At 63.3% G+C, this 24,320-nt stretch carries 24 protein-coding genes and 1 pseudogene; 20 read left to right on the forward strand and 5 right to left on the reverse strand.

From position 1 onward, the window contains the following. The first annotated feature begins 7 nt into the window (after positions 1–7). The 8 genes from PIN31009_RS03045 (at position 8) to ptsP (ending at position 9,112) form a co-directional block, all read left to right on the forward strand. Positions 8–346: a P-II family nitrogen regulator gene (locus PIN31009_RS03045; protein ID WP_010804740.1), complete on the forward strand. Its 339-nt coding sequence runs from the start codon at positions 8–10 to the stop codon at positions 344–346. Positions 347–370: 24 nt separating this feature from the next. Then, on the forward strand, positions 371–1,918 hold the full coding sequence (gene amt / locus PIN31009_RS03050; protein WP_087689952.1) for an ammonium transporter: 1,548 nt from the start codon (positions 371–373) through the stop codon (positions 1,916–1,918). A gap of 290 nt (positions 1,919–2,208) precedes the next feature. Next, positions 2,209–3,498, forward strand: a complete 1,290-nt coding sequence (gshA, locus tag PIN31009_RS03055; RefSeq protein WP_058377088.1) for a glutamate--cysteine ligase — start codon at positions 2,209–2,211, stop codon at positions 3,496–3,498. 498 nt (positions 3,499–3,996) lie between these two features. Then, positions 3,997–5,364: a helix-turn-helix transcriptional regulator gene (locus PIN31009_RS03060; RefSeq protein ID WP_150789257.1), complete on the forward strand. Its 1,368-nt coding sequence runs from the start codon at positions 3,997–3,999 to the stop codon at positions 5,362–5,364. Between the two features lie 59 nt (positions 5,365–5,423). After that, positions 5,424–6,362, forward strand: coding sequence for a glutathione synthase (gene gshB / locus PIN31009_RS03065; protein ID WP_150789258.1), 939 nt, complete (start codon positions 5,424–5,426; stop codon positions 6,360–6,362). 180 nt (positions 6,363–6,542) lie between these two features. Then, positions 6,543–6,956, forward strand: coding sequence for a PTS sugar transporter subunit IIA (locus PIN31009_RS03070; protein ID WP_058377091.1), 414 nt, complete (start codon positions 6,543–6,545; stop codon positions 6,954–6,956). A gap of 3 nt (positions 6,957–6,959) precedes the next feature. After that, positions 6,960–7,229, forward strand: coding sequence for an HPr family phosphocarrier protein (locus PIN31009_RS03075; RefSeq protein ID WP_042114247.1), 270 nt, complete (start codon positions 6,960–6,962; stop codon positions 7,227–7,229). A 146-nt stretch (positions 7,230–7,375) separates the two neighbouring features. Then, on the forward strand, positions 7,376–9,112 hold the full coding sequence (gene ptsP / locus PIN31009_RS03080; protein ID WP_150789259.1) for a phosphoenolpyruvate--protein phosphotransferase: 1,737 nt from the start codon (positions 7,376–7,378) through the stop codon (positions 9,110–9,112). Between the two features lie 123 nt (positions 9,113–9,235). Here ptsP and PIN31009_RS03085 read toward each other — a convergent pair whose 3' ends face one another. From PIN31009_RS03085 to gpmA, 3 genes are all read right to left on the reverse strand, one after another. Then, entirely contained in the window at positions 9,236–9,988 is a 753-nt protein-coding gene (locus PIN31009_RS03085; protein ID WP_150682949.1) for a HesA/MoeB/ThiF family protein, read from the reverse strand. Positions 9,989–10,127: 139 nt separating this feature from the next. Next, positions 10,128–11,693, reverse strand: a complete 1,566-nt coding sequence (locus PIN31009_RS03090; protein WP_150789260.1) for a S41 family peptidase — start codon at positions 11,691–11,693, stop codon at positions 10,128–10,130. A gap of 495 nt (positions 11,694–12,188) precedes the next feature. After that, the gene (gene gpmA, locus PIN31009_RS03095; RefSeq protein ID WP_150682951.1) at positions 12,189–12,935 is read right to left on the reverse strand and encodes a 2,3-diphosphoglycerate-dependent phosphoglycerate mutase; all 747 of its coding nucleotides are present in this window, start codon (positions 12,933–12,935) and stop codon (positions 12,189–12,191) included. A gap of 233 nt (positions 12,936–13,168) precedes the next feature. On the opposite strand from gpmA, the gene PIN31009_RS03100 reads away from it, so the two are divergent. From PIN31009_RS03100 to PIN31009_RS03120, 5 genes and pseudogenes are all read left to right on the forward strand, one after another. Then, complete coding sequence (locus PIN31009_RS03100) at positions 13,169–13,576, forward strand: rhodanese-like domain-containing protein (protein WP_150679892.1); 408 nt, start codon at positions 13,169–13,171, stop codon at positions 13,574–13,576. A 17-nt stretch (positions 13,577–13,593) separates the two neighbouring features. Beyond that, positions 13,594–13,854: a glutaredoxin 3 gene (gene grxC / locus PIN31009_RS03105; protein WP_150789261.1), complete on the forward strand. Its 261-nt coding sequence runs from the start codon at positions 13,594–13,596 to the stop codon at positions 13,852–13,854. A 65-nt stretch (positions 13,855–13,919) separates the two neighbouring features. Next, the gene (gene secB / locus PIN31009_RS03110; protein ID WP_150679894.1) at positions 13,920–14,426 is read left to right on the forward strand and encodes a protein-export chaperone SecB; all 507 of its coding nucleotides are present in this window, start codon (positions 13,920–13,922) and stop codon (positions 14,424–14,426) included. Positions 14,427–14,506: 80 nt separating this feature from the next. Continuing rightward, positions 14,507–15,517: an NAD(P)H-dependent glycerol-3-phosphate dehydrogenase gene (locus tag PIN31009_RS03115; protein WP_150789262.1), complete on the forward strand. Its 1,011-nt coding sequence runs from the start codon at positions 14,507–14,509 to the stop codon at positions 15,515–15,517. A gap of 54 nt (positions 15,518–15,571) precedes the next feature. Then, positions 15,572–15,691 (forward strand): annotated as a pseudogene (locus PIN31009_RS03120) (O-acetyl-ADP-ribose deacetylase); the annotation flags it as partial. A 65-nt stretch (positions 15,692–15,756) separates the two neighbouring features. On the opposite strand, the gene trmL reads toward PIN31009_RS03120, so the two are convergent. Next, positions 15,757–16,227 carry a tRNA (uridine(34)/cytosine(34)/5-carboxymethylaminomethyluridine(34)-2'-O)-methyltransferase TrmL gene (gene trmL, locus PIN31009_RS03125; RefSeq protein WP_150789263.1) on the reverse strand — a complete coding sequence of 157 codons (471 nt, stop codon included), beginning with the start codon at positions 16,225–16,227 and terminating at the stop codon, positions 15,757–15,759. Between the two features lie 26 nt (positions 16,228–16,253). Then, complete coding sequence (locus PIN31009_RS27815) at positions 16,254–16,700, reverse strand: ComF family protein (RefSeq protein ID WP_174996915.1); 447 nt, start codon at positions 16,698–16,700, stop codon at positions 16,254–16,256. A gap of 73 nt (positions 16,701–16,773) precedes the next feature. On the opposite strand from PIN31009_RS27815, the gene PIN31009_RS27820 reads away from it, so the two are divergent. The 7 genes from PIN31009_RS27820 to PIN31009_RS03160 all read left to right on the forward strand — a co-directional run bounded on the left by PIN31009_RS27820 (position 16,774) and on the right by PIN31009_RS03160 (position 24,138). Continuing rightward, a complete protein-coding gene (locus tag PIN31009_RS27820) occupies positions 16,774–17,292 on the forward strand; it encodes a hypothetical protein (RefSeq protein ID WP_174996917.1) in 519 nt (172 codons plus the stop codon). Beyond that, complete coding sequence (locus PIN31009_RS03135) at positions 17,289–18,200, forward strand: methyltransferase domain-containing protein (protein WP_150789265.1); 912 nt, start codon at positions 17,289–17,291, stop codon at positions 18,198–18,200. Before PIN31009_RS27820 ends, PIN31009_RS03135 begins: the two co-directional genes overlap by 4 nt. Before the next feature lie 209 nt (positions 18,201–18,409). Next, positions 18,410–19,462 (forward strand): 2,3-diaminopropionate biosynthesis protein SbnA, encoded by a 1,053-nt coding sequence (gene sbnA, locus PIN31009_RS03140; RefSeq protein ID WP_150789266.1) that lies wholly within the window; start codon positions 18,410–18,412, stop codon positions 19,460–19,462. Beyond that, positions 19,459–20,520 carry a 2,3-diaminopropionate biosynthesis protein SbnB gene (gene sbnB / locus PIN31009_RS03145; protein WP_150789267.1) on the forward strand — a complete coding sequence of 354 codons (1,062 nt, stop codon included), beginning with the start codon at positions 19,459–19,461 and terminating at the stop codon, positions 20,518–20,520. Before sbnA ends, sbnB begins: the two co-directional genes overlap by 4 nt. After that, positions 20,517–22,001, forward strand: coding sequence for an adenylosuccinate synthetase (locus tag PIN31009_RS03150; RefSeq protein WP_150789268.1), 1,485 nt, complete (start codon positions 20,517–20,519; stop codon positions 21,999–22,001). Before sbnB ends, PIN31009_RS03150 begins: the two co-directional genes overlap by 4 nt. A gap of 13 nt (positions 22,002–22,014) precedes the next feature. Then, positions 22,015–22,959 (forward strand): diiron oxygenase, encoded by a 945-nt coding sequence (locus tag PIN31009_RS03155; protein WP_281355821.1) that lies wholly within the window; start codon positions 22,015–22,017, stop codon positions 22,957–22,959. Between the two features lie 132 nt (positions 22,960–23,091). Further along, a complete protein-coding gene (locus tag PIN31009_RS03160) occupies positions 23,092–24,138 on the forward strand; it encodes an ornithine carbamoyltransferase (RefSeq protein ID WP_150789270.1) in 1,047 nt (348 codons plus the stop codon). The last annotated feature ends 182 nt before the right edge of the window (positions 24,139–24,320 follow it).

A 24,320-nucleotide genomic window follows, 5' to 3' on the forward strand; every position in this document is an offset into this window, starting at 1 on the left:
ACTCATCATGAAGCTGATTACCGCAATTGTGAAACCCTTCAAGCTCGACGAGGTGCGTGAAGCCCTCTCGAACATTGGCGTGGCGGGTATCACGGTCACCGAAGTCAAAGGCTTCGGCCGCCAAAAAGGCCACACCGAGCTGTACCGTGGCGCAGAGTACGTCGTCGATTTTCTTCCGAAGGTGAAGATCGAGGCGGTAATCGGCGATGCCCTGCTCGATCAGGCCATCGATGCTATCGAACAGGCTGCCCGAACCGGCAAGATCGGTGACGGCAAGATCTTCGTGTCCAACGTCGAACACGTGGTCCGCATCCGTACGGGAGAGACCGGCGAAGACGCGCTGTAAGGTCCTACAAAAGAGACAACAATCATGAAAAAACTGCTTGCCAAACTCTTGCTCGCCGGCGCCTTTATGGGTGTCGTCGGTGCCGCCGGCCTCGGTTCGTCCGTCGCCCTCGCCCAAGACGCTTCGGCGCCTGCCGCCGCGTCGCAAACCGCTACACCCGCTGCCGCGCCTGCTGCGGCGGCAACCCCCGCTACCCCTGCCGCCGCGCCCGCGCCGGCAGCGGCGGCGGCCCCCGCGCCTGCCGCTGAGCCGACACCCGTGCCCCCGAACAAGGGCGATACGGCGTGGCTGCTCACCTGCACGGCGTTCGTGATTCTCATGACGCTGCCCGGTCTGGGCCTGTTCTACGGCGGTCTGGTCCGCTCGAAGAACATGCTGTCGGTGCTGATGCAGTGTTTCATCATCTTTTCGCTGGTCGTCGTGCTCTGGTCGATTTACGGCTACAGCATTGCGTTCACCGAGGGCGGGCCATTCTTCGGCGGCTTTGACCGGCTGTTCCTGAAGGGCATGACGCCGGATTCGGTGGCCGCGACCTTCACCAAGGGCGTGAACGTGCCGGAGTACGCCTACATGGCCTTCCAGGCAGCGTTTGCCGCCATTACCTGCGCGCTGATCGTCGGTGCTTTCGCCGAACGCGCCAAGTTCTCGGCGGTGCTGCTCTTCACGGTGATCTGGTTCACGTTCTCGTACCTGCCGATGGCCCACATGGTGTGGTTCTGGCCGGGCCCGGACGCCTTCACCGATCAGGCTGCCGCCGACGCCGCAACGGCACACGCGGGCTGGCTGTTCCAGAAGGGGGCGCTCGACTACGCGGGCGGCACGGTGGTGCACATCAACGCCGCTATCGCAGGTCTGGTCGGCTCGTACATGGTCGGCAAGCGTGTGGGCTTCGGCAAGGAAGCCTTCAAGCCGCACTCGCTCACCATGACGATGATCGGTGCGTCGCTGCTGTGGTTCGGCTGGTTCGGCTTTAACGCCGGTTCGGGTCTGGAAGCCAACGGTGGCGCGGCACTGGCCTTCGTGAACACGCTGCTGGCAACCGCCGCCGCCACGCTGTCGTGGACGGCCGGTGAGTGGATCGGCAAGGGCAAGCCGTCGATGCTCGGCGGTGCTTCGGGTGCGGTGGCTGGTCTGGTGGCGGTGACGCCGGCAGCAGGCTTCGTCGGCCCGATGGGCTCGATCGTGCTCGGTCTGATCGCCGGTTTCGTCTGCCTGTGGGGCGTGAACGGTCTGAAGCGCCTGCTCAAGGCCGACGACGCGCTCGATGTGTTCGGCGTGCACGGCGTGGGCGGTATGCTCGGCGCGATTCTGACGGGCGTGTTTGCGGCGCCGTCGCTGGGCGGCACGGGCATCTATGACTACGTGGCCAACAAGGTGGCCCCGGATTACTCGATCGCCGGTCAGGTCTGGATTCAGTTCCAAGGCGTGCTGACCACGCTGGTGTGGTCGGGCGTGGTGGCGTTCATCGCCTTCAAGATTGCCGATATCGTGCTGGGCCTGCGGGTGCCGGAAGACGAAGAACGCGAGGGTCTGGACATCACCTCGCATGGCGAATCCGCCTATCACAACTGATAGACGAGCAAGAGAGGAGTTACTGGCGCCGGTCGGACAGCCGGCCCGGTATTGTGCGGGCACCCCTCGGGTGCCCGTTTTTTTATGCGCCGTCGATTGCCGTGACGATTGTCCGGTCGATTCCCCCGCTGGCGGCGCTTGCGTTTGTCGAATCTGTCCCCATCTTTTCTCATCGCGGCATCGCACCGCTATCCCCGCAAAGCGCGGTGCCCCTTCACGGGGCATGGCGAACGGCGGGAATGCCAGGCGTTTGCTCTACAATCGATATTCCATCTGGATATGAGAGAAGCATGGTTCCGCATCTCGTCACGGCCCTGAAAGGCCCCCTGCTCGACCTGGAAAAGAAGATTCTCGATGCGACGCCCGCCATCGAGCGCTGGTTCCGGTTGGAGTGGCAGGAGCACACGCCGCCGTTCTACTGTTCGGTCGACTTGCGTAACGCCGGCTTCAAGCTCGCGCCCGTCGACACGAACCTCTTCCCCGGCGGCTTCAACAATCTGGCCCCTGAAGTGCTGCCGCTCGCGGTGCAGGCCGCCATGGCCGCCATCGAGAAGATCTGCCCCGACGCCAAGAACCTGCTGCTGATCCCCGAGCGCCACACGCGCAACTCGTTCTACCTTCAGAACATCGCCCGGCTGTCGACGATCATGCGTCACGCAGGGCTGAACGTGCGTCTCGGCAGCCTCTCGGACGACATTACCGAGCCGACCACGATCGAGCTGCCCGACGGCCAGCATGTCGTGATCGAGCCGCTGGAGCGCTCGCAGCGCCGGCTGGGCCTCAAGAATTTCGATCCCTGTTCGATTCTGCTCAACAACGACCTGTCGGCCGGCATTCCGCCGATTCTCGAAGGGCTGCACGAGCAATATCTGCTGCCGCCGCTGCACGCGGGCTGGGCCGTGCGCCGCAAGAGCCAGCATTTCTCGGCGTACGACGATGTGGTCAAGAAGTTCGCCAAGATGATCGACGTCGATCAGTGGATGCTCAATCCGTACTTCGCCAAGTGCGAAGGCATCGACTTCGATGAGCGCGTGGGCGAGGAAAAGCTGGCCGACACGGTCGACGCGGTGCTCAAGAAGATCAACAAGAAGTATCGCGAGTACGGCATCACCGAAAAGCCGTTTGTCGTGATCAAAGCCGATGCCGGGACGTACGGCATGGGCGTGATGATGGTGCACGACGCTGCCGAGATCAAAAACCTGAACCGGCGCGAACGCACCAAGATGAGCGTGGTGAAGGACGGCCTCGAAGTGCACGACGTGATCGTGCAAGAAGGTGTGTACACGTTCGAGCGCATCAATGAGGCCGTGGCCGAGCCGGTGGTCTACATGATCGACCGCTATGTGGTCGGCGGCTTCTACCGCGTGCACACGGGCCGTGGCACCGACGAGAACCTGAACGCACCGGGTATGCACTTCGTGCCGCTGGCGTTCGAACACACGGCGTTGCCGGATGTTCACGCCAAGCCGGGTGCGGCGCCGCCAAATCGCTTCTATATGTATGGCGTGGTGGCGCGTCTCGCGCTGCTGGCGTCGTCGATTGAACTCGAACGGACGGACCCGGACCCGGAAACGTACTGATCGGCGTGGCGATGTCGCCACGCGTGTCGCCCGCCTGACCTCTGCGAGTGTCAGGCGCGCGGACGGTTCGAATGAGAAGTTTCTGAATTTGAGGCGCTCTGCCGGTGCACGGTCTGCATGCGGCGGAGGCGTGTTGCGCTTCCTGCAACGGGAAGCGGAAATAAAAAGACGCCCGGCTGGCCCCCCGACTAGCCGGGCGTCACATTTACCGGCGACCTCATGCAGCGGCCGGAAATCGGGGCTTCCCTGGGCGGGCCCCCCCGCAAACCTGTCTCCCTTCGCGTATTCCCCTGTCTCCCGCTACTTCCTGCGGCTTCCTGCTGCTGGCCGATCCGGTGTACCGTGCCGGCCGATCTGCTGTTCGAAGGGGCTTTCGCGTCGAGCAATGGCGTGATGATGCGGGCGATCGACGCGGCAAACATCCCCCGAATGGGGGATGTATCTCTGAATTCGGACAGATTAAGAATTTTCCTCGGAAGGCTTCTGAGCGGGAGACGCATGGGAATACAGGGGGATTTGCGCGCATGTCTTCGGCAACTCCATCAGTTGCCGGTATCCACGCTGGATTACCTGCCCCTATGGCTGGAGACGTTACGCACGCTGCTCTCGGCGGATGCCGTGGCGGCGCTGTGGCATGACGGCGACACCCAGCGATCGACGGCGGGGAACTGGTTCGCGCCGCAGTCACCGGTGTCTGCCTGCGAGCGGTTTGCCGCCAGTGGTGGTGGAGGTGGTGGTGGGGCGTCGGGTGACGACGCATGGTTTCCGATGTCGCCCGGTGGGCTGACTCGCGGCCATGCGCGTCGGGTTAGCGCGTCGCATCGCATGTTGGATTCCGCCGGAGAATGCTCACCGACGCTCACCCGCGCACCGGAACTCGACGCGTGTCTGGGCGATGGCGACGTACTAGATATTTGTCTGATACCCGTGCTCAGGGATCGGGCCGGCCAGAGGGGGGCGGTGGATGCGGTGGACGCGGCTCACCCGTCTGACTTGCCGCAGTGCACGGGCCCGCTGCGCATTCTGGTTTCCCGCGACAAGACGCATCGGCGCTTTAGTGCGTGTGAAGTGCAGACGTTCGAGCGTGCCGCTGCGGAATTTGCGATAGCGCCGGCGCGTCCCGTTTTACCGTGGCCCGAGGCCGGGGCGGCTGTTTTCCCGGTGTCTGCATTCGGCCGGGACGCCGGGGACGATCCCATCGACCCGCTCTGTCGCGACATCTGTGGCACGCTCGTCTGGCATCACGGCCAGCCGGAGTGGGCCGATGCCGCCGCGCTAGGCCTGATGCAGCGCGTGTGGCGTGGCGCCTCCGGCGAGGTCTGGCCCGACGCGTGTCTCGTCGTACGCGAGTGTCACGCACTGGCGGCCGAATTGACCTCGCTGCCGGAAGCGGTCACGCCTTCCATGTCTCCCGAGTTTCTCGTGCCTCCCATGTCTCCCATGTCTCCCATGTCTCCCGCATCCGCAGCGCGTCACGCGAGCCGGCAGGTTGCTTTGCCGGGTGGCACGCTGCACCTTCAGGCGACACGCCTGCGCAGCATGAGCGGACGCCCCACGGAGCGGGTGCGCATTGCGTTGCATCTTGCCGTGCCCCCGGCGATACGGCTGCTGCATCGCCTTTGGGCGACGCCGTTGACGCCCGTGCAGCGCGAAATCGCCATGCGGCTGCTTTCCGGTCAGTCGCGGGCGCAGGCGCGCGAGGCTTGCGGCATTGGCCTACAGACGCTTAAAACGCACTTGTCGGCGATGCGTGCCCGGCTGGACCCGGTGCGGGACGCCAGCTTGCTGCGCGGGCTGGGCGGCCCGGGGTGCGGCGTTTCAAACGCATCGGTGCGCAGCGGCAAAACGGCGGCTCGGCTAGAATAGACGCCTGTCGCCGCAGCATGCGGTGTGTGCATCCGAACCTCCAAGACCCCCGCCGATCGATGCAGATTCTCTTTATCGCCGACCCGCTCGACCACTTCAAAATCTACAAGGACACCACGTTCTCGATGATGCGCGAAGCCGCGCGTCGCGGGCATCGCATTTTCGCGTGCGAGCCGCACGAAATGGCGTGGCAGGGTGACAGCGTGGACGCACGCGTGCAGGAGATTCGCCTGACCGGGGATGCTGAACGCTGGTACGAAACCATCGATACGTGCGTGGCCGCACTCACGGCGTTCGACGCCGTGATCATGCGCAAAGACCCGCCGTTCGACATGGAGTACATCAACTCCACGTGGCTGCTCGAGATTGCAGAGCGCGCCGGTGCCCGCGTATTCAACAAACCCAGCGCGATTCGCGACCACTCGGAAAAGCTCGCGATTGCCGAGTTTGGCGAGTTCGTCACGCCGACGCTGGTCACGCGCGATGCCGCACGGCTGCGTGCCTTTCATGCGGAACATGGCGACGCCATCTACAAGCCGCTCGACGGCATGGGTGGCACGGGCGTGTTCCGCATCGGCCCGGATGGCCGCAATCTCGGCGCCGTCATTGAAATGCTGGGCGAGAACGGTGCCCGCTCGGTGATGGCACAGCGTTTCATCCCCGACATCAAGTTGGGTGACAAACGCATTCTGGTGATCGGCGGCAAAGTGGTACCGCATTCGCTGGCACGCATTCCGCAAGGCAATGAAGTGCGCGGCAACCTGGCTGCGGGCGGTTTGGGCGAAGCGCGCGATCTTTCCGCACGTGACCGTCAAATTGCCGAAACGCTGGCGCCGACACTCTGGCAACGTGGCCTGCTGCTCGTGGGGCTCGACGTGATCGGGGATTACCTCACGGAAGTGAACGTCACGAGTCCGACGTGCTTCCAGGAAATCACGGACCAGACGGGATTCGACGTGCCGAAGATGTTTATCGACGCGCTGGAACTCGCGATCTAAGGCCAGCAAGGGTCTGCGGCCGGTGCTCAGCGCTTTGTGACGCGTCGGTACAGACCCTAACGTGATGAAAACACGGGGATTTTGCGCGCCTGCTAAAATGAGAGTCCCAAAATCGACAGGCTTGCGTTCGTCGTTGTGTTCGTACCCCGGACATCCACGGCGCTCGGTGTGCCTAGCATCATGGCTGGAATTCTGATCATTGCCCACGCACCGCTCGCGACCGCCCTTCGCGAGTGTGTTTCACATATTTACGGTGGCTGTCCGGCGCGCATCGGTGCGATTGACGTTGCCCCCGATCAGGACACGGCGGCGCTGCTCGGCGTTGCCCGCGAACGGCTCGCACAACTGCACGAAGAAAACGGCGTGCTGGTGCTCACCGACCTGTTCGGTGCCACGCCGTCGAACATTGCGGCACAACTGGTCGGACCGAAGGTGCGGGTGCTCGCGGGGGTCAACCTGTCGATGCTCATCAAGTCGGTCTGCTACCGCTCGGTGCCGCTCGATACGCTGGCGGAAAAGGTGCTTGCAGGCGGATCTAAAGGTATTCTGGAAGTCGGCGCAGGTGCGCCGGCCATACACTCTACGTCACACTGAAACATGCTTCGACAAGAAACGACGATCGTAAATAAATTGGGCTTGCATGCCCGGGCATCCGCAAAGCTGACGCAACTGGCGGCGAAATTTCAGAGTGAGGTCTGGCTGACCCGGAACGGTCGGCGAATCAACGCGAAGAGCATCATGGGCGTCATGATGCTGGCGGCCGGCATTGGCTCGAAAGTGGAAGTCGAGACCGAAGGTACGGACGAACAACAAGCCATGGACGAGATCCTGGCCCTCATCGCGAACAAGTTCGGCGAAGGGGAGTAAGCGCGTTGTTTTGGCCAGTGGCGAGTCCGGCGGCGCTTTGCAGGCGCGTCGCCAACGGGGCAGCCCAAGCGCCATCCAAACGCCGGAATCGGGCCCGCACCGGCCCGGAGGATCGAATCATCCGCCTTTGAACTGGGGAGACTTCCTTGTCTTTCACCCTGCACGGCATTCCCGTCTCGCGTGGCATCGCGATCGGCCGCGCCTATCTTCTGGCGCCCGCAACGCTCGATGTCCCGCACTATCTGCTCGATCCGTCCCAGATCGACGACGAAATCGCGCGCTTTCGCAAAGCGCAGGCGAGCGTCCAGCAAGAACTCGATACCCTCAAGGCTGAACTCCCCGACGATGCGCCGGGCGAGATGGGGGCATTTCTCGACGTCCATTCCCTGATTCTCAACGACACGCTGCTCGTCGACGCCGTCGTCAAGCTCGTGCGCGAGCGCCGCTATAACGCCGAGTGGGCACTGACCACGCAACTGGAAGTGCTCGTCGCCCGCTTCGAAGACATCGAAGACGAGTATCTGCGTGAACGTCGCGCCGATATCGAACAAGTGACCGAGCGAGTGCTCAAGGCACTCGCCGGGGCGCCGGGCATCCGGCACGTGGTGGCCGAGACGCCGCGCGACGACATGATCGTCGTGGCGCGCGACATCGCCCCGGCCGACATGCTTCAGTTCAAGTCGCAGACGTTCAAAGGCTTTGTCACCGATCTCGGCGGCAAGACCTCGCACACGGCGATCGTCGCGCGCAGTCTGGGTATTCCGGCATCGGTCGGCGTGGCGCAGGCCAGCCTGCTGATCAAGCAGGACGACATCATCATCATCGACGGCGACCACGGCATCGTGATCGTCGACCCGGCACCAATCGTGCTCGAAGAGTACAGCTACCGGCAAAGCGAGCGCGCGCTCGAAGACCGCCGGTTGCAACGGCTCAAGCACTCGCCGGCGCAGACGATCGATGGCACGCCCATCGAACTGCTCGCCAACATCGAGCTGCCGGAAGACGCCAAGACCGCAGTGGCCGCGGGTGCCGTCGGCGTAGGGCTCTTCCGCACGGAATTCCTCTTCATGAATATGGAAGAGGCGCCGGAAGAAGAGGAACAGTTCGAGGCGTACAAACGCGCGGTCGAGTCGATGAAGGGGCTGCCGCTCACCATTCGCACCATCGATGTCGGGGCCGACAAGCCGCTCGACAGCCACGAGTCGTACGAGACTGCGTCGAACCCGGCGCTGGGCCTGCGGGCCATTCGCTGGAGTTTGTCCGAGCCGCGCATGTTCCTCACGCAGTTGCGGGCGATTTTGCGTGCGTCGTCGTTCGGTCAGGTGCGAATCCTGTTCCCGATGCTCGCGCACGCGCAAGAGATCGATCAAACGCTTGAACTCGTGCGCGAAGCCAAGGCACAACTCGACGCGGCCGGTCTGCTCTACGACCCGGGTGTGAAACTCGGCGCGATGATTGAAGTGCCCGCTGCCGCGCTCACCGTGCCGATGTTCCTCAAGCGGCTCGACTTCCTGTCGATCGGCACGAACGATTTGATTCAGTACACGCTGGCAATCGACCGGGCCGATAACGCAGTGGCGCATCTCTACGATCCGCTGCATCCGGCCGTGCTGCGCCTGATTGCTATGACGATTCGCGAGGCGCACGCGTATGGTGTGCCCGTGGCCGTCTGCGGCGAAATGGCCGGTGACCCGACGGCAACGCGTCTGCTGCTTGGCATGGGCTTGCGCGAGTTCTCGATGCATCCGAGCCAGTTGCTTCAGGTCAAGCAGGAGATTCTGCGCGCACACTTGCCCGATCTCGAGCGGCCGGTGCAGGAACTGCTGGCGGCAACGGAACCGGAGGAAATGCAGGCAGCGCTGGCGCGTCTCGCGGTCGTGTAGTCGCGTAGTTTTCCGCACCCTCGAAAAAAATGCGAGCCCCCGGTAACGGGGTGCCCGCATTTTTTATATCTGCTCAGCTTCGCGCGTGAACTCTCGGAATCGGCACAAAAAAATGGACGTCACTCAGTGACGTTGTCCGCAGACCTTGCATTCGGGATTGCGTGCGCAGTGCATCGTGTGCCAACTCATCTTGCGGCTGTCGAGCATCAGCAGACGGCCTACCAGCGGCACACCGACCCCCGTAATGACCTTGATCGCTTCGGCGGCCTGCATGCTGCCGATGATGCCCACGAGCGGCGCCAGCACGCCCATGGTGGCGCAGGCTTGCTCTGGGAATGGCTCGTCGGCCGGGAAGATGCATTCGTAGCAGGGCGACGCGTCGTTGCGCACGTCGAACACGCTGATCTGTCCGTCGAAGCGTAGTGCCGCGCCCGAGACTAACGGCACCTTGGCCGCCACGCATGCGCGATTGACTGCATGGCGTGTGACGAAGTTGTCGGAGCCGTCGAGTACCACGCTCGCGGTTTTCGCCAACGCGGTGAGGCGGACTTCATCCACACGCTCGTTGACGACATCGACCACCACGCCCGGGTTGATCTGCGCAATGCGGTTGCGGCCCGAGATCACCTTGGGATGCCCGACGCTGTGGGTGTCGTGCAGGATCTGACGTTGCAGGTTGGTGAGATCGACATCGTCGTCGTCGATCAAAGTAATACGCCCGATGCCCGAGGCCGCCAGATAAAGCGCGGCAGGCGAGCCCAGACCACCGGCGCCCACGATCACCGCGTGGGCGCTCAGCAGGCGCTCCTGACCTTCGATACCGATTTCATCGAGCAGGATATGACGGGAGTAACGCAACAGCTGATCGTCGTTCATCGCAAAACGGAGAAGCCTTTTGGCCACAAGGGGGGCAGCGTGCGGCCGTCGGTGGACGGAGCGGCGGGATGACGCCCGCGCGGCAATAAAAAAACCGTGCCGGCTTTCGCGGGCACGGTTCGTAGTGTAAGGCGGATGCTTACTTCTTGTCCGTCGCCGGCTTGGCGGGCAGGACCGTATCCGTCTTCGGATCGGTCTTGGCGCCGGCGGCCGGGGTGGCGGCCGGTGCTGCCTTGGCATCCTTCGGGAGCGGACCGGCATTGGCTTCCAGACGCGACTTCGTGCGCTGGACCGGTTCGCCCTTCAGTTGATGCACTGCCTGCTGGAGCATGAAGTCATCGGCGCTACCCAGATCCGGCAGACGCTCCTGGCTTTCCTTCTTACGTTCTTCCGGCGTCTTCTTGGCGTTTTCTTCCTCGAGACGGCGCAGTTCTTCCAGACGGCGGGTCTCGCGAGCGTCGATTTCCTTCTGCTCGTCCGGCGTCTGCGTGTTGTGCAGGTGGTTCTGGTAGTCGATTTCGCGCGTTACCAGCACGTCGTCCGGGTCACCCTTCGGATTCTGATCGACCGGCACGTCCGGCTTGATACCGATCGACTGGATCGAGCGGCCGCTCGGCGTGTAGTAGTAAGCCGTGGTCAGACGCAGTGCCGTATCCGGCGAGAGTTGACGCACCGTTTGCACCGAACCCTTGCCGAACGTGGTCTTGCCCATGATCAGCGCACGCTTCGAGTCTTGCAGCGCACCCGCCACGATTTCCGAAGCCGAGGCCGAGTAGGCGTTCACCAGCACCACCATCGGCACCGTCTTCCAGATCGGCGCTTCGCCCTTGAGCGGATCGTCCGGGCTGGCCGACAGGCGGTAGTTGTCGAACGTTGCGGTGTACTTCTGCTTCGCGTCTTCGATCTGACCGTTGGTCGTCACGACGGTCGCGCCGTTTTGCACGAACGCTGCCGACACGCCAACCGCGGACTGGAGAATGCCGCCGCCGTTGTTACGCAGATCGAGAATCAGGCCCTTGACCGGTTGATCCTTCGACAGTTCTTGCAGCTTCTTCGCGAGATCCGGCACCGTGCGCTCTTGGAAGCTGGTGATGCGCACGTAGGCGATACCCGGCTCCAGCAGCTTGCCCTTGACGCTCTGCACGCGAATTTCGGCGCGCACGATCGACACCGGGAAGGTGCGTTCGTCGGACTTGCGGTAAATGGTCAGGGTGACCTTGCTGCCCGGCGCGCCGCGCATACGCTTGACCGCCTGGTCGAGCGTCATGCCGCGAACCGGCTTGTCGTCGATGCGGGTGATCAGGTCGCCGGGCTTGAGGCCGGCCTTGAATGCCGGGCTGTCCTCGATCGGGGTGATCACCTTCACGAGGCCGTCTTCCTGCGAGATCTCGATGCCGAGACCTGCGAAGCGGCCACGCGTCTGCTCTTGCAGCTCTTTGTATTCTTCCTTGTCGAGATACGACGAGTGCGGGTCGAGGCTCGACACCATACCCTTGATGGCTGCGGTCAGCAGCTTCTTGTCGTCGACCGGCTGGACGTACTCGCGCTTGATCTGACCGAACACTTCGGCCAGCAGACGGAGCTGCTCAAGCGGTAGCGGCGTGGTAGCGCTCTGTGCGGAAGCCTGCGAAAACGCGAGGGTGGCAGCCGCACCGGTCGCGAGGCCCAGCACGATCAGGCCGATGTGTTTGAGGGTTTGGCGCATATAGGCGTGGAAATTCCGGATTTTTTTGGGGCGCCCGCCAATGGGCGCGCGCACTTTGGCGAAGTATAACCGTTTGCCCGCAGGGCGGACATTGCCCATTCGACAGGGAGTTTTCCGGAGAGGTTCGCCGAAAAGTTCCAGTCAATGCGTCCTTTGCGTGAATTTTCGGTGAAGCGTGGCCCGATAATGCGTTGTGTTCGCAGGCAGGATGCGCCAAACGGCCCGGGTGGCGTGGCTGCGCTATGCCGGCAAATGCGTGGCAAACGGTCATATGGACGTGTTACACCGTATTACCGCTAGGGGTTTGTGCGCAGTGCGAATGACGGATGAATGACGTGCGGATAGCGCGGGAATGGCGTGGTGATGGCGTGGCGATGGCGTCAGTGTGACGGTGCGCATGGCGAACGGGCCATCGGAACACCGAGGTGTCGCGACGGCCCTTCAGGGACTGCACGCACGGCGGGTGCCGTGCGCTTTCCGGTGATTTCCGGCGATTTACTTCGACTTGCCTTGCGCCGCGACAGCCGCCAGTGCACCGGCGATCTTATCCTGATCGCCGAGGTAGTAGTGGCGGATCGGCTTGAGATCGGCGTCCAGTTCATACACGAGCGGCGTGCCGTTCGGGATGTTCAGGCCGGCGATGTCGTCGTCCGAAATGTTGTCCAGGTGCTTGATGAGCGCGCGCAGCGAGTTACCGTGTGCGGCGACGAGCACTTGCTTGCCGGCACGCACGGCCGGGGCAATCGATTCGTTCCACAGCGGGAGAACGCGCGCGACGGTGTCCTTCAGGCACTCGGTGAGCGGAATCTCTTCGCGCTTGAGCTTGGCGTAACGCGGGTCGTTGTACGAGCTGCGGTCGTCGTCGGCGGCGAGCGGGGGCGGCGGCGTGTCGTAGCTGCGGCGCCAGACGTGCACCTGATCGTCACCGTACTTTGCGGCGGTTTCGGCCTTGTTCAGCCCGGCCAGCGCACCGTAGTGACGCTCGTTCAGGCGCCAGGTGTGGACCACGGGAATCCACATCTGGTCCATCGCGTCCTGTACGTGCCAGAGCGTGCGAATCGCGCGCTTGAGCACCGACGTGTAGGCCAGATCGAACGCGAAACCGGCGTCGGCGAGCAATTTACCTGCCTGGCTGGCTTCGGCAACGCCCTTTTCGGTCAGGTCGACGTCGACCCAGCCGGTGAAGCGATTTTCCTTGTTCCACGTCGATTCGCCGTGGCGGATGAGAACGAGCTTGTACATGAGCAGCTTCAGTCAGAGTTGGAAAGCGGGGGCAGCCGGGAGGCGCGAAAGCGGTTCGTGGCACCCCGCGCAGCACCGCCCGGTAAGGGCGTAGCGGCAGCGGACCGGGGACGATCGAGGGGGCGGTGAAGCCGCCGCCGAGGTCCGGCGCAACGATTGGCAACGCGACCCGTCGGCGCAATCTCGGAATATTTTATAATGATCGGATTCTTTTGATCTTTTTCAGGTGGCTTGTGAAGTTCTTTGCCGATTACACCAACCTCGCGCTGATCGCCATTGCCCTCGTTTCGGGCGGCATGCTGGCATGGCCGGTATTCAAGCGCGGCGGTCGTGGTCTGTCCACGATCGAAGCGACGCAGCTCATCAATCGCAAGGGCGCCGTCGTTCTCGACGTGCGCTCGACAGAGGAATTCGCCGGCGGCCACCTGCCGTCCGCGCGCAACGTGCCGCTCGACGACGTGGAACAAAAAGTCGGGCAAGTCATCAAGAATAAGGCAGCACCGGTACTTATCGTGTGCAAGAGCGGTCAACGCTCGGCGCGCGCCCAGACGTTGCTGCGCAATCTCGGCTATGCCGAGTCGTTCAGCCTCCAGGGCGGTCTTGCCGCTTGGCAGGAAGCCGGCTTGCCGGTCGTGAAGTAATCGAGGAGTTGCCAGTTATGCCGAAGATCGTGATGTACAGCACGCAAGTGTGCCCGTATTGCCAGATGGCCGAGCGCCTGCTGCGCCAGCGTGGTGTTCAGGAAATCGAGAAGATTCTGATCGACAAGGACCCTGCCCGTCGTGAAGAAATGATGACGCGCACGGGCCGTCGCACGGTGCCGCAGATCTACATCGATGATCGCCACGTCGGGGGTTACGACGATCTGTCGGCGCTCGATCGTGCGGGTGGCCTCTTGCCGCTCTTGCAAGCCGCCTGATACCGCCTGCAAAATAGTCCGCCCAGCCGCGCCGTTGCGCGGCTGTTTTATCCCAAGGAAAAGAAATGTCCGACCAGAATCAGCCGTTTTTCAGCATCCAGCGTTCGTACCTGAAAGATCTGTCGCTTGAGCAGCCGAATTCGCCCGCGATCTTCCTTGAACAGGAAATGCCGACGGTCGAAGTGCAAGTGGACGTCGCCGCCGAGCGTCTGGCCGATGAAATCTTCGAAGTGGCCGTGATCGCCACCGTGACGGCAAAGATCAAGGACAAGGTCGCGTTCCTGGTCGAAGGCAAGCAAGCCGGTATTTTCGAAATCCGCAACGTGCCGGTCGAACAGCTCGATCCGCTCATCGGCATCGCCTGCCCGACGATCGTGTACCCGTACCTGCGTGCGAACGTGGCCGATGCCATCAGCCGTGCCGGTTTCCAGCCGATCCATCTGGCCGAAATCAACTTCCAGGCGCTGTACGAACAACGTCTGGCACAACTGGCCGAGCAGCAAGCGGCCAACGGCGAGACGCCGGCCCCGGGCATCGTGATGCCCGACGGCTCGTCCGCCAAGACTCACTAAGCGCTCTCGCGCTTGATCGACGCGATGGCCAGCAGGGCGCTTAGCTGCGTGAGCCAAGCCATTGCGTCGAGGTCGCCCTCATGAAAATTGCCGTATTCGGTGCGGGTGCCTGGGGCACCGCAATGGCGAGTCACATGGCAGCACGCCATGACGTTGTTCTCTGGGCGCGTGATGCTGCGCTCGTGAAGCAACTGAGCGCCACTCACGAAAATTCCACTTATCTTCCGGGTGCCGCGCTGTCGCCGCGTTTGCGCTTCGATGCCGATTTTGAGAGCACGCTCGCGCACGGTACGGGCGAACGGGCGCTGTGCGTTGCCGCCGTTCCTGTTGCGGGATTGCGGGCGTTGGCCGGTCATCTGGCCACGGCTGAGCATCCGCCGGAACACCTGATCTGGCTATGCAAGGGCTTCGAGTCCGATACGGGACTGTTGCCGCATCAGATCGTGTCTGATGTGTTCCCCGGCGTTGCCGGTGGTTCGTTGTCCGGTCCGAGCTTCGCGCGCGAAGTGGCGCAGGGGTTGCCAGCCGCGCTGACCATCGCGAGCGCTGCGCCGTCGCTGTGCGAGTTGACCATCGATGCGTGCCATTTTGGCGCGCTGCGTATTTATTCGAGCGACGACGTTATCGGCGTGGAAGTCGGTGGCGCCGTGAAGAACGTGCTCGCGATTGCGACGGGTGTTGGCGACGGGCTAGGGCTCGGGCTGAATGCGCGTGCCGCGCTGGTGACACGTGGGCTCGCTGAGATGACCCGCTTGGGCGTAGCGTTGGGCGGCAAGCCCGAGACGTTCATGGGCCTTGCGGGCATGGGCGATCTGATTCTGACGGCAACCGGCGATCTGTCGCGTAACCGTACAGTCGGTCTGCAACTCGCGTCGGGCAAGTCGCTCGACGACGTGCTCGCGTCGCTGGGGCATGTCGCTGAAGGGGTACGTTGCGCACGTGCCGTGCGTGATCTCGCACGGGCACACGGTGTGAGCATGCCGATTACCGATGCCGTCTGCGCGATGCTGTTCGATGGGTTGCCCGCCCGGGCCGCTGTCGAAGCGCTGCTGCGCCGCGATGCCCGCGCCGAGCGGGAAGACGACGCGTAACCTACACGGGTCTCCGCTGAGCGTCGCTGACCTCGCTACAAGGGAGTTCTGCCCATATCGCAAGTGCCTCGTCTCCACGCCTCTCAAGGCGACATCACCCAATATCCGGTCGACGCCATCGTCAATGCAGCGAACGAATCGCTGCTGGGCGGTGGCGGTCTCGACGGTGCGATGCTGCAACGGTATCGCGATGCGCTGGGTGCGCTCGATGCGTTGGACGAAACCGGTGGCAGGGTCAATCAGGAGCCGCCGGCGTAGCCCTGCTGGCGCCACGCTTCGAAGACGACGACGGCCACGGTATTCGACAGATTCAGACTGCGATTGTCGGGACGCATCGGCAGGCGAACGCGCTGCGTGGTCGCAAACGTGTCGAGCAATTCCGGCGCGAGGCCGCGTGTCTCTGAGCCGAAGATGAACCAGTCGCCCGGTGCGAACGAGAGTTCGCCGAAGGGGCGCGAGCCACGCGTGGTCAACGCAAACATCCGCGTCGGGTCCGGCGTCTCGGTACTCAGAAAATTCTCCCAGTTGCTGTGCACCTTCATGTCGGCGTACTCGTGATAGTCGAGTCCGGCGCGGCGCATGCGCGCGTCGTCAAGCGGAAAGCCAAGGGGTTCGATCAGATGCAGACGCGCGCCCGTGTTGGCGCAGAGGCGAATGACATTGCCGGTATTCGGTGGGATTTCCGGCGAAACGAGAACGACGTTGAACATGGTCGATGAGCAGTCAGGGGGCAAGGTTATTCGGAAGTCGGCGTACGCAACACCACAGCGGCGAGTACGTAGGTCGCGCCTGCGCGTTTCAGGGCTTGCGCCGCAGCATGGCAAGTTGCGCCAGTGGTCATCACATCATCGATCAGGACGATGCGATGCCCTTGGACCCGGTCGCTGGCCACGAAGGCATCGCGCAAATTACGTTGCCGTGCATCGCGCGTGAGCCCGCGTTGCGCCGTGGTCGTGCGCTCGCGCCTGAGCCATCGTGCGCTGGCGGGGCGTTGCACTCGCCGGGCCGCAACGCGCGCCAGTTCCCACGCTTGGTTGAAGCCGCGAGTGGCCAGTCGCGCGGGCGCCAAGGGCACGGGGACCAGCAAGGTCTGTGCATCGCAGCACGGCAGCACGGCGTCACCAAGGCGTTCACCGAATTCGCGCGCCAATGGCAGCGCGCCATGGTATTTCAGACGAATCATGAGTGCATCGAGCGGGGCTACGTAATCTGCAAGGGCGCTGGCGGCGTCAAAAGCCGGTGGCCGCCGCAGACAGGTGCCGCAAATCGTTGGGTGGGTGCGGCAAATTGTCGCACTCTCCGGGGGGAGGCTGCCAGCCTCTTGCCCCGGCATCGACGGCATCGACGGCATCGACGGCATCGACGATATTGACGGCAGCGCGACAGCGCACCGCTCGCAACGATTCGGCACCGGCGCCCGGTCCGCATCGAACGCCACTGCGCAGCGCGCGCAAAGCTGCCGCGGTGCCCGCGCCTCGCAGACCGCGCAGTGGTCGGGCAGGGCGATCCGCAGCAGCCCCTGCGTGAGGCGGCCAAGCATGGAAGCTGTGGAAAGCGTGGGACGGGCGTCGCGGAAGATGGGCAAGGCGGTATCGGACGATGGCGTGGCGCAAGCCAATGCTGAACAACAACCGGCAGACTCGCAGCCGGGGGCGCAGAAGCAAAGGCAGTGGGATGGCCGTGAAATTCCGGTGAAAGGGCGCCGCATGGCGCTGTCCGATGCATTCGGACAGCTGCGAGTATACTGCCGACTCGCCTTTTTGCCCGTCCCATGAAGCCTGCTGCCGCCCCCCCGTCCCCGTTTTCCGCCCGCTTTTTGCGGACCGCGTTCGATCGTCGCGCAACGAAATGGGCCGACGCCGATTTCCTGATGCGAGAAGTCGCCTCGCGCCTCGCGAGCCGGCTTGACTACATCAAGCTGAAACCGAAGCGCGTGCTGGACATCGGTTGCGGTACGGGTGGCGACCTGCTTGCCTTTGGCGAGCGCTATCCGGATGCCTACCGCGTCGGCCTCGACGCCTCGTACGGCATGGCCAGCGCGGCCGCTTCGGCCGGTGCTGCGACCGGCTGGCGGCGCTTGCTGCGCAGCAGCCCGCCTCATGGCGTGGTGCAGGCCGATTTTTCTGCGTTGCCGTTCGCGCCCCGTGCTTTCGATCTCGTCTGGTCCAACCTCGCGCTGCACTGGTATCGCGAGCCACATCGCGTGATTCCCGAATGGCACCGCGTGTTGAGTACCGACGGCCTGTTGATGTTCTCCGCGTATGGTCCTGACACGCTCCGCGAACTGCGGACGGCGTGGGCCGAAGTCGACGATGTGCCGCACGGACTTGAGCCTACGGACATGCACGATCTGGGCGACATGATGGTCGCGAGCGGGTTCGACACGCCGGTGACCGACATGGAGCGGCTCACGCTGACGTTCGAGACACCGGATACGTTGCTGCGCGACGTCCGCTTGCTGGGGGTGAACCCACTGCCGGAGCGTCGTGGCGGCCTGACCGGACGTGCCCGGATTGCCGCACTACGCGCCGCGCTGGAGCGCCAACGCGGGAGCGACGGCACGATTGCGCTGACGTTCGAGCTCGTCTACGGGCACGCGTGGAAAGTGCCTGACAAGACGGACGCCGCAGGCAATGCCGTGATTCGTCTGCAAGATATCGGACGCGGTGGCCGTCCGCGCTGACCCTTTCCTTCCCCTTTTCCCGTTCCTCTTTTCCCCTACGCGCCCTTCCTTTTAATACGCCGCACCCTGCGTCCTACATGAGCATGCAGGTGTTCGGCGTCGATGCCATTCGCTTAAATGACGCTTCACGGCGTGCATGAGCGAAAGGTTTCGGGCATTTCGATCAGCCACGCCATTCCGTTGCCTTCGGGCAAGACTTCAGGAGAGGCATGGTGGGGCATCCGCACGAAACCCTGTCGGGCCAGACGGCAAACGAGACGGCAGCGCTGCGCGTGGCCGATGCTTTCCTGCGACCCGCCACACCGGTATTCACCGACATCCACGGCCTGTGCGCCGCGCCGGTCCGCCTCAAGCTGGAGGGACTCAACGCGGCGGGGTCGATCAAGCTCAAACCTGCGCTCCAACTGATCGAAGATCTTGAGGCGAAAGGCCGCATTCGCGACGACACGCAGTTGATCGAGTCGTCATCGGGCAATTTGGGCGTAGCGTTGTCGATGGTCTGCGCCAATCGCGGTTACCGCTTCACGTGCGTGACCGATCCCAACACGTCGCAGCACGCCGTACGCACCATGCAGGCGCTGGGGGCGCGCGTCGTGCGCGTGGAGCGGCGCGACGCTCAAGGCGGGTTTCTCGCAACGCGCATTGCGTGGATTCACGAGCAAGTGGCGGGCGACGATCGCTGGCTCTGGATCAACCAATACGCGAACCCGAGCAACTGGCGTGCGCACTACCGCTGGACGGCACCGGAGATCTTCGCGACCTTCAAGACAGTCGATCACTTGTTCGTTGGCGCCGGCACTACCGGGACGTTGATGGGATGCCTCCGTTACGTGCGTGCGAATCACCCTCGGACACGCGTGATCGCTGTCGACACTGTCGGGTCCGTCACGTTCGGCGAAGCGCCGGGGCGGCGCCACATTCCCGGACTGGGCACCAGCCGCCGCCCCGAGTTGTGCGACCCGTCGCTGCCGGACGCCATCGTGCATGTCCCCGAGATCGATGCCGTACACATGTGCCACGCGTTGGCGCGTCACGGTTACTTCGCCGGTGGCTCGACCGGCAGTGTGTTGTGCGCGGTACAAAGCGAAGCCGCACGCATCGATGCCAACGACACCGTCGTCGCCATCGCCCCCGATATGGGCGACAAGTATCTGGACGGTGTCTATGACGCTGACTGGATACAGCGTTGCTTCCCACAAATGGCCGGCAGCGGGTTGTCGGTGTCCCATGTCATTCCGACGGTTTGTCCGGTGCTGCCATGAACGCGATACCACTGCCCCAATTCCGTGTGTTCACCGGAGAGCAGGTCCATGCCGTGGTACGTGAGCATCGGCATGCGGTGCTGGATGCCGTCGAAGCGGCCTACCGCGCGCATCATGCCGGCCGAACCGTCAACCCGGAGAGTCAATTCCTGCGCTTTCCCGACGGGCGTTCGAATCGCATCATTGCGTTACCGGCGCACATCGATGCAGACGACGGCGATGTTGGCGACGGCGTCACCGGCATCAAATGGATTTCGAGTTTCCCCGAAAACATCGCACACGGCATGCCACGCGCATCGGCGGTGCTGATTCTGAACGATCCCGTGACGGGCTATCCCATGGCGTGCATGGAGGCGAGCATCATCAGTGCCGCACGCACGGCGGCCAGCGCGATCAGCGCGTTGAAGTGTCTCGCAGGGCGTGGGCCGACCCAATCGACCCAATCGACGAATTCGAGCGCTGTGCGCATCGCGTTTGTCGGCACGGGCCTCATCGCACGACACGTTGCCGAGGGTTTGCCGCTGGCCGGCGTGCCGATCGAACAGGTGATCCTGTACGACTTGAACGAGACGTATGCGGCAATGCTGGCGGGGCGCATTCAGTCGCAGCTTGGCTACGAAGTGACGACAGCGTCCTCGCTCGAGCAGGCTATTCGACAGGCGGACGTCGTGGTCTTTACGACGACGGCTGCCGTCCCCTATGTCGACAACCCGGACTGGTTTTCACATTGCCCGGTGGTGTTGCATCTGTCGCTGCGCGATCTCGCACCGGCGGTGATCCTCGAAGCTCACAACGTTGTGGACGATATCGAGCACTGCCTGCGGGCGATGACGTCGCTGCATCGTACCGAGATGGCCACCGGACATCGCCGCTTCGTCACGACATCGCTTCCTCATCTGCTGAGCGGCGGTGAAGCCCCGACACGAGATCGTCCCATCGTGTTCTCACCATTCGGCATGGGCATTCTCGACATCGCCGTCGGCCGCTGGGTCTACGACCGGCTGGCAGCGCAACAAGCCCCGATTCCCCGTTTTTTCTACGATATGCAACGCGCATGACTTCTGCTTCCTGTTCCCCGACTTCCTCCACCTCGCCAACCGAATCCGGCGATGCCATCGGGTATGCCGATGTCCTCGTCGGTCTGCAATACGGCGACGAAGGCAAGGCGAAAATCATCGACGTGCTCGCCGCCGGGTACGACGTGATCGCCCGCTTCAATGGCGGCGCCAATGCCGGCCATACCATCGACACCCCGTTGGGCCGCATCGCGCTCAAACAACTGCCGTCGGGTGTGTTTCATCCGCATGCCGAGTTGTACATCGGCTCGGGATGCGCACTCAATCCGTGGAAGCTGGCCGACGAGATCGAGCAATTGCGTGACATGGGCGTCGACCTCGACGGCCGTCTGCATATCAGTGCACGCGCTGCCGTCGTGCAGCCGCACCACATTGCGCTCGACAGGCGCGGCAGCGCAACCATCGGCACCACTGGCAACGGCATCGGGCCGTGCTATGCCGACCGAGCGCTGCGCGTTCGCAATGACACACGGGTCAATTTCATGCTCTGCGATCTGCTCGACAACGAGACGGAGACGGTGGCGGCGATGCGCCGGGTGCTCACCGGCATGATCAATTCGGATGGCGGCACGTCACCATGGGTTGCCGAAATGTCGGACCTGCTGCTGCGTCTGCCTGCCGTCATGACGAAGTTGCGCCCACACGTGGAAGTCGATCGCAGCTGGCTGACGAGGCGGGTGAAGCAGGGCGCGCGCGTGCTGTTCGAGGGGGCGCAATCCGTATTGCTCGACGTGGTCGACGGGTATCAGCCGTACGTGACATCGAGTCATACCGTGCCGGCCTATGCGTATGTGGGCGGCGACCTCTCGCCGAAGTACCACCGGCGCACGATTGGTGTGGCGAAGGCGATCATGTCCCGTGTCGGGCGTGGCCCGTTTCCCTCGGAACTGGGCGGGGAGCGTTCTGCGCAGTATTGCCGGGAGGCGGCGGAGAAGCACATCGGCGTGGCGCACGAGCATGAGCACTTTTCTCCCGACACGCTTTTACGATCGAACGATCCGTTCGAGATCGGTGCTGCACTGCGCATGCTGACGGGCGAATACGGTACGGGCACCGGCCGCCCGCGCCGGATCGGCATGCTCGATCTTGCGCAACTGCGCGAGGTCGTTAAGGCGCACGGTGTCGACCGTGTCTATCTGAACAAGGTGGACTGTCTGGCGCACTATCTTCAGTCGTCGTATCAGGGGGTGCCGATGCGCGTGCACCGCGATGTTCTGCCGAGTGAGCGAATTCCCGATGTGCTGATTTATCCCGGGTTGACCGAGCGCTCGCTGACGTACGGACGTGAGGGGCATCTGGATGCCGCGCTAGGCGGCTTCATCGATTTCGTCGAGCGGCACATCGGCGCGTCGCTAGCCGGTATCGGTCTTGGGCCGGAGCGGGCGAGCATGTTGCTGCTGGACGGGGACAAGCCGACCGTACCGTCCTGCGCCGTGGTGCCTCGGGTGGTCACGCATGGCTGAGACGCCGTCGCCGATGAGTGACTCGCATCAGGCACACGACCTGCGCGGCACTGCGTCGCGGCCGTGGCATGAGGTGGCTACGGTGCGACGTTCGCCCGGCGAGGCGCCGTATCCATCGTTCCCACCGCTTCAGCCGGACCATCTCTTTTTCAATGTGTCTCTGATGCCCTACGCAACGCATCCGTGTGTTTGCGAACTGGGGCAGTCTGTGCGCCAACAGTTGAGCGCACTGCGTCTGGCGGACTATCTGAACAAGACGGAGCGCGTCGAATTGCACATCGTCAATCGCGCCGTCGAGTTCATGCTTGATGTGCCGGGGATCGCGTCGTTGCATCGGGAGGATCTACTGGCGATCTACACCGATGAAGGATTTCACACGTGGATGATGGCGAGGTTCCGGCGCGACGTGCAAGGGCAGTCCGGTCATGTGCTGCCACAGGGGCCATCGCTCGCCGTCATTCGCGTACTGTCACTGTGCGAGGCTGTGCCTCAGGCCTATCGAGGTCTGGCCATCATCGCGGCGGCATCGGTCACTGAAACGCTGATTACCGGCACGTTGCGACGCGCGGGCGCGTCGGACGATGTCTATCCACCGGTCTGTGTCTTGCTGGCCGACCACGCATCCGACGAAATGCGGCATCAGGCGGCTTTCGTACGTTTCGTCAGCGAGTGGGTGCCGACGCTGTCATCCACCGAGCGTGAGTGTCTCGACACCCTGATACCCGAACTGATGATGGCGTTTCTCGCGCCGGAGTTACCGACGTGGCGCGACCATCTCTGCGCCGTCGGTCTGGAGGAAGCCGTTGCCGACCGGGTGATTCACGAGAGCGTGGATCCGCTGGAGATTGGCGTGCAGATGATGGAGGCGGCGCTGGTACCACGCCGTCTCTTCGAGCGACTGGGCATGTCATGTGCCGAAACATTCTCCCGGCGCGCAAGCCGATGGCGTCCACCCTGAATCCCGGACATCTCCCCCCGATAGCAACCCGTCCGCGACGCGTGCGAATTCTCACGAAATGCGGCACACGACACGGCATACGAACGGCAACGTCGCGCCGCAACGACGGCGAGCATCGACAAGGAGATATCTGTGACTTCTGGCTGGCTTGCCCCCGATTTGACGATGAGTGCCACGGACTACCGAGCGTTGCTCGACGCGGCACTTGACCTCAAGCGCCGCTACCCGCAGCAGACGGAGTTCGCGCTGCGTGGCCGAACGATCTACTTCCTCTTCTATAACGCGTCACTGCGCACTCGCAGCAGCTTTCAGACCGGCTTGTCTCGTATGGGCGGGCACCCGGTGATGCTGGACCCGCAGAACGGCATTTACACGCCCGCGCTGCCCGAGGCGGAGATTCCTTATTCGACCGAACGCGTCGCCGACGTGGCTCGCGTGCTGTCGGCCTATGGCGATGCGATTGCCATTCGGATGTATGGCGAGCCCGCGGGCTGGGTGTACGGCGGTGCGCACCGGCATCTGGAAGCCTTTGCGCAGTGGGCGAGCGTACCGGTGATCAACATGGAGTGCGATCGCTTTCATCCGTGTCAGGCGCTGGCGGACGTCATGACGTTACGCGAACAACTCGGTGGACTGACGGGGCGTCGGCTCTGCATCAGCTGGGCGTATTCGGGCAGCTGGCACAAGCCGGTCGCCGTGCCGCAAAGTCTGCTGCTTGCCGCCGTGAAGTCGGGCATGGACGTGACGCTCGCGCATCCGCCTGAGTTCGCACTGGACCCGGAGATCATGCAGGCCGCGACGCAGTTTGCAGGCCAGACGGGCTCGCAAGTGCGTGTGACACACGACTTGCGCGATGGCGTGACCGATGCGCACGCCGTCTATGCGAAATCGTGGTGCAGCCTTGCGCATCTGCCAACACGTCGCGGCGACGCAGTGGATGAAAGTGCCATGCTTGCGGCGTTCGAACCGCATCGCGATTGGTGCGTCGATACGCAGGTGCTGCGTCATGCCGCCCCCGGTGCGGGGTACCTGCACTGCCTTCCGGCGGATCGCGGGCAAGAGGTGACGGACGAGGTCATCGACGGTCCGCAATCTTGGGTATTTCAACAAGCCGCGAATCGCCTTCATGCGCAAAATGCGGTGATGGCGCACCTGCTCAATCCGGGATGTCTGGCATGACATTCTCGTATCGGTACGTTTGCGTGCGATGCGCCGAGCCCCAAGACTGGGGCATGATTTGCTATCTGTGTCCCTTGTGCGGTCACAACCTACGCATCGAGCGCGTAGAGCGTGTCGAGAGGGATAGCGCCGGCGAGTCACTCGCGGCGGCCGACATCGTCGCCTCGTTTTGCGGAACGGGC

The organism is Pandoraea iniqua, assembly GCF_902459685.1.
Classification (GTDB): domain Bacteria; phylum Pseudomonadota; class Gammaproteobacteria; order Burkholderiales; family Burkholderiaceae; genus Pandoraea; species Pandoraea iniqua.

Bases quoted from the DNA above. Each gene is read 5' to 3' on its own strand.
- sbnB (WP_150789267.1), top strand. From the start codon at position 19,459: ATGAACGCGATACCACTGCCCCAATTCCGTGTGTTCACCGGAGAGCAG.
- PIN31009_RS03075 (WP_042114247.1), top strand. From the start codon at position 6,960: ATGCTTCGACAAGAAACGACGATCGTAAATAAATTGGGCTTGCATGCC.
- PIN31009_RS03085 (WP_150682949.1), bottom strand. From the start codon at position 9,988: ATGAACGACGATCAGCTGTTGCGTTACTCCCGTCATATCCTGCTCGAT.
- sbnA (WP_150789266.1), top strand. From the start codon at position 18,410: ATGGTGGGGCATCCGCACGAAACCCTGTCGGGCCAGACGGCAAACGAG.
- PIN31009_RS03115 (WP_150789262.1), top strand. From the start codon at position 14,507: ATGAAAATTGCCGTATTCGGTGCGGGTGCCTGGGGCACCGCAATGGCG.
- PIN31009_RS03060 (WP_150789257.1), top strand. From the start codon at position 3,997: ATGGGAATACAGGGGGATTTGCGCGCATGTCTTCGGCAACTCCATCAG.
- secB (WP_150679894.1), top strand. From the start codon at position 13,920: ATGTCCGACCAGAATCAGCCGTTTTTCAGCATCCAGCGTTCGTACCTG.
- gshA (WP_058377088.1), top strand. From the start codon at position 2,209: ATGGTTCCGCATCTCGTCACGGCCCTGAAAGGCCCCCTGCTCGACCTG.
- PIN31009_RS27815 (WP_174996915.1), bottom strand. From the start codon at position 16,700: ATGATTCGTCTGAAATACCATGGCGCGCTGCCATTGGCGCGCGAATTC.
- gpmA (WP_150682951.1), bottom strand. From the start codon at position 12,935: ATGTACAAGCTCGTTCTCATCCGCCACGGCGAATCGACGTGGAACAAG.
- PIN31009_RS03070 (WP_058377091.1), top strand. From the start codon at position 6,543: ATGGCTGGAATTCTGATCATTGCCCACGCACCGCTCGCGACCGCCCTT.
- PIN31009_RS03090 (WP_150789260.1), bottom strand. From the start codon at position 11,693: ATGCGCCAAACCCTCAAACACATCGGCCTGATCGTGCTGGGCCTCGCG.
- PIN31009_RS03045 (WP_010804740.1), top strand. From the start codon at position 8: ATGAAGCTGATTACCGCAATTGTGAAACCCTTCAAGCTCGACGAGGTG.
- PIN31009_RS03135 (WP_150789265.1), top strand. From the start codon at position 17,289: ATGAAGCCTGCTGCCGCCCCCCCGTCCCCGTTTTCCGCCCGCTTTTTG.
- trmL (WP_150789263.1), bottom strand. From the start codon at position 16,227: ATGTTCAACGTCGTTCTCGTTTCGCCGGAAATCCCACCGAATACCGGC.
- PIN31009_RS03150 (WP_150789268.1), top strand. From the start codon at position 20,517: ATGACTTCTGCTTCCTGTTCCCCGACTTCCTCCACCTCGCCAACCGAA.
- grxC (WP_150789261.1), top strand. From the start codon at position 13,594: ATGCCGAAGATCGTGATGTACAGCACGCAAGTGTGCCCGTATTGCCAG.
- gshB (WP_150789258.1), top strand. From the start codon at position 5,424: ATGCAGATTCTCTTTATCGCCGACCCGCTCGACCACTTCAAAATCTAC.
- PIN31009_RS03155 (WP_281355821.1), top strand. From the start codon at position 22,015: ATGAGTGACTCGCATCAGGCACACGACCTGCGCGGCACTGCGTCGCGG.
- amt (WP_087689952.1), top strand. From the start codon at position 371: ATGAAAAAACTGCTTGCCAAACTCTTGCTCGCCGGCGCCTTTATGGGT.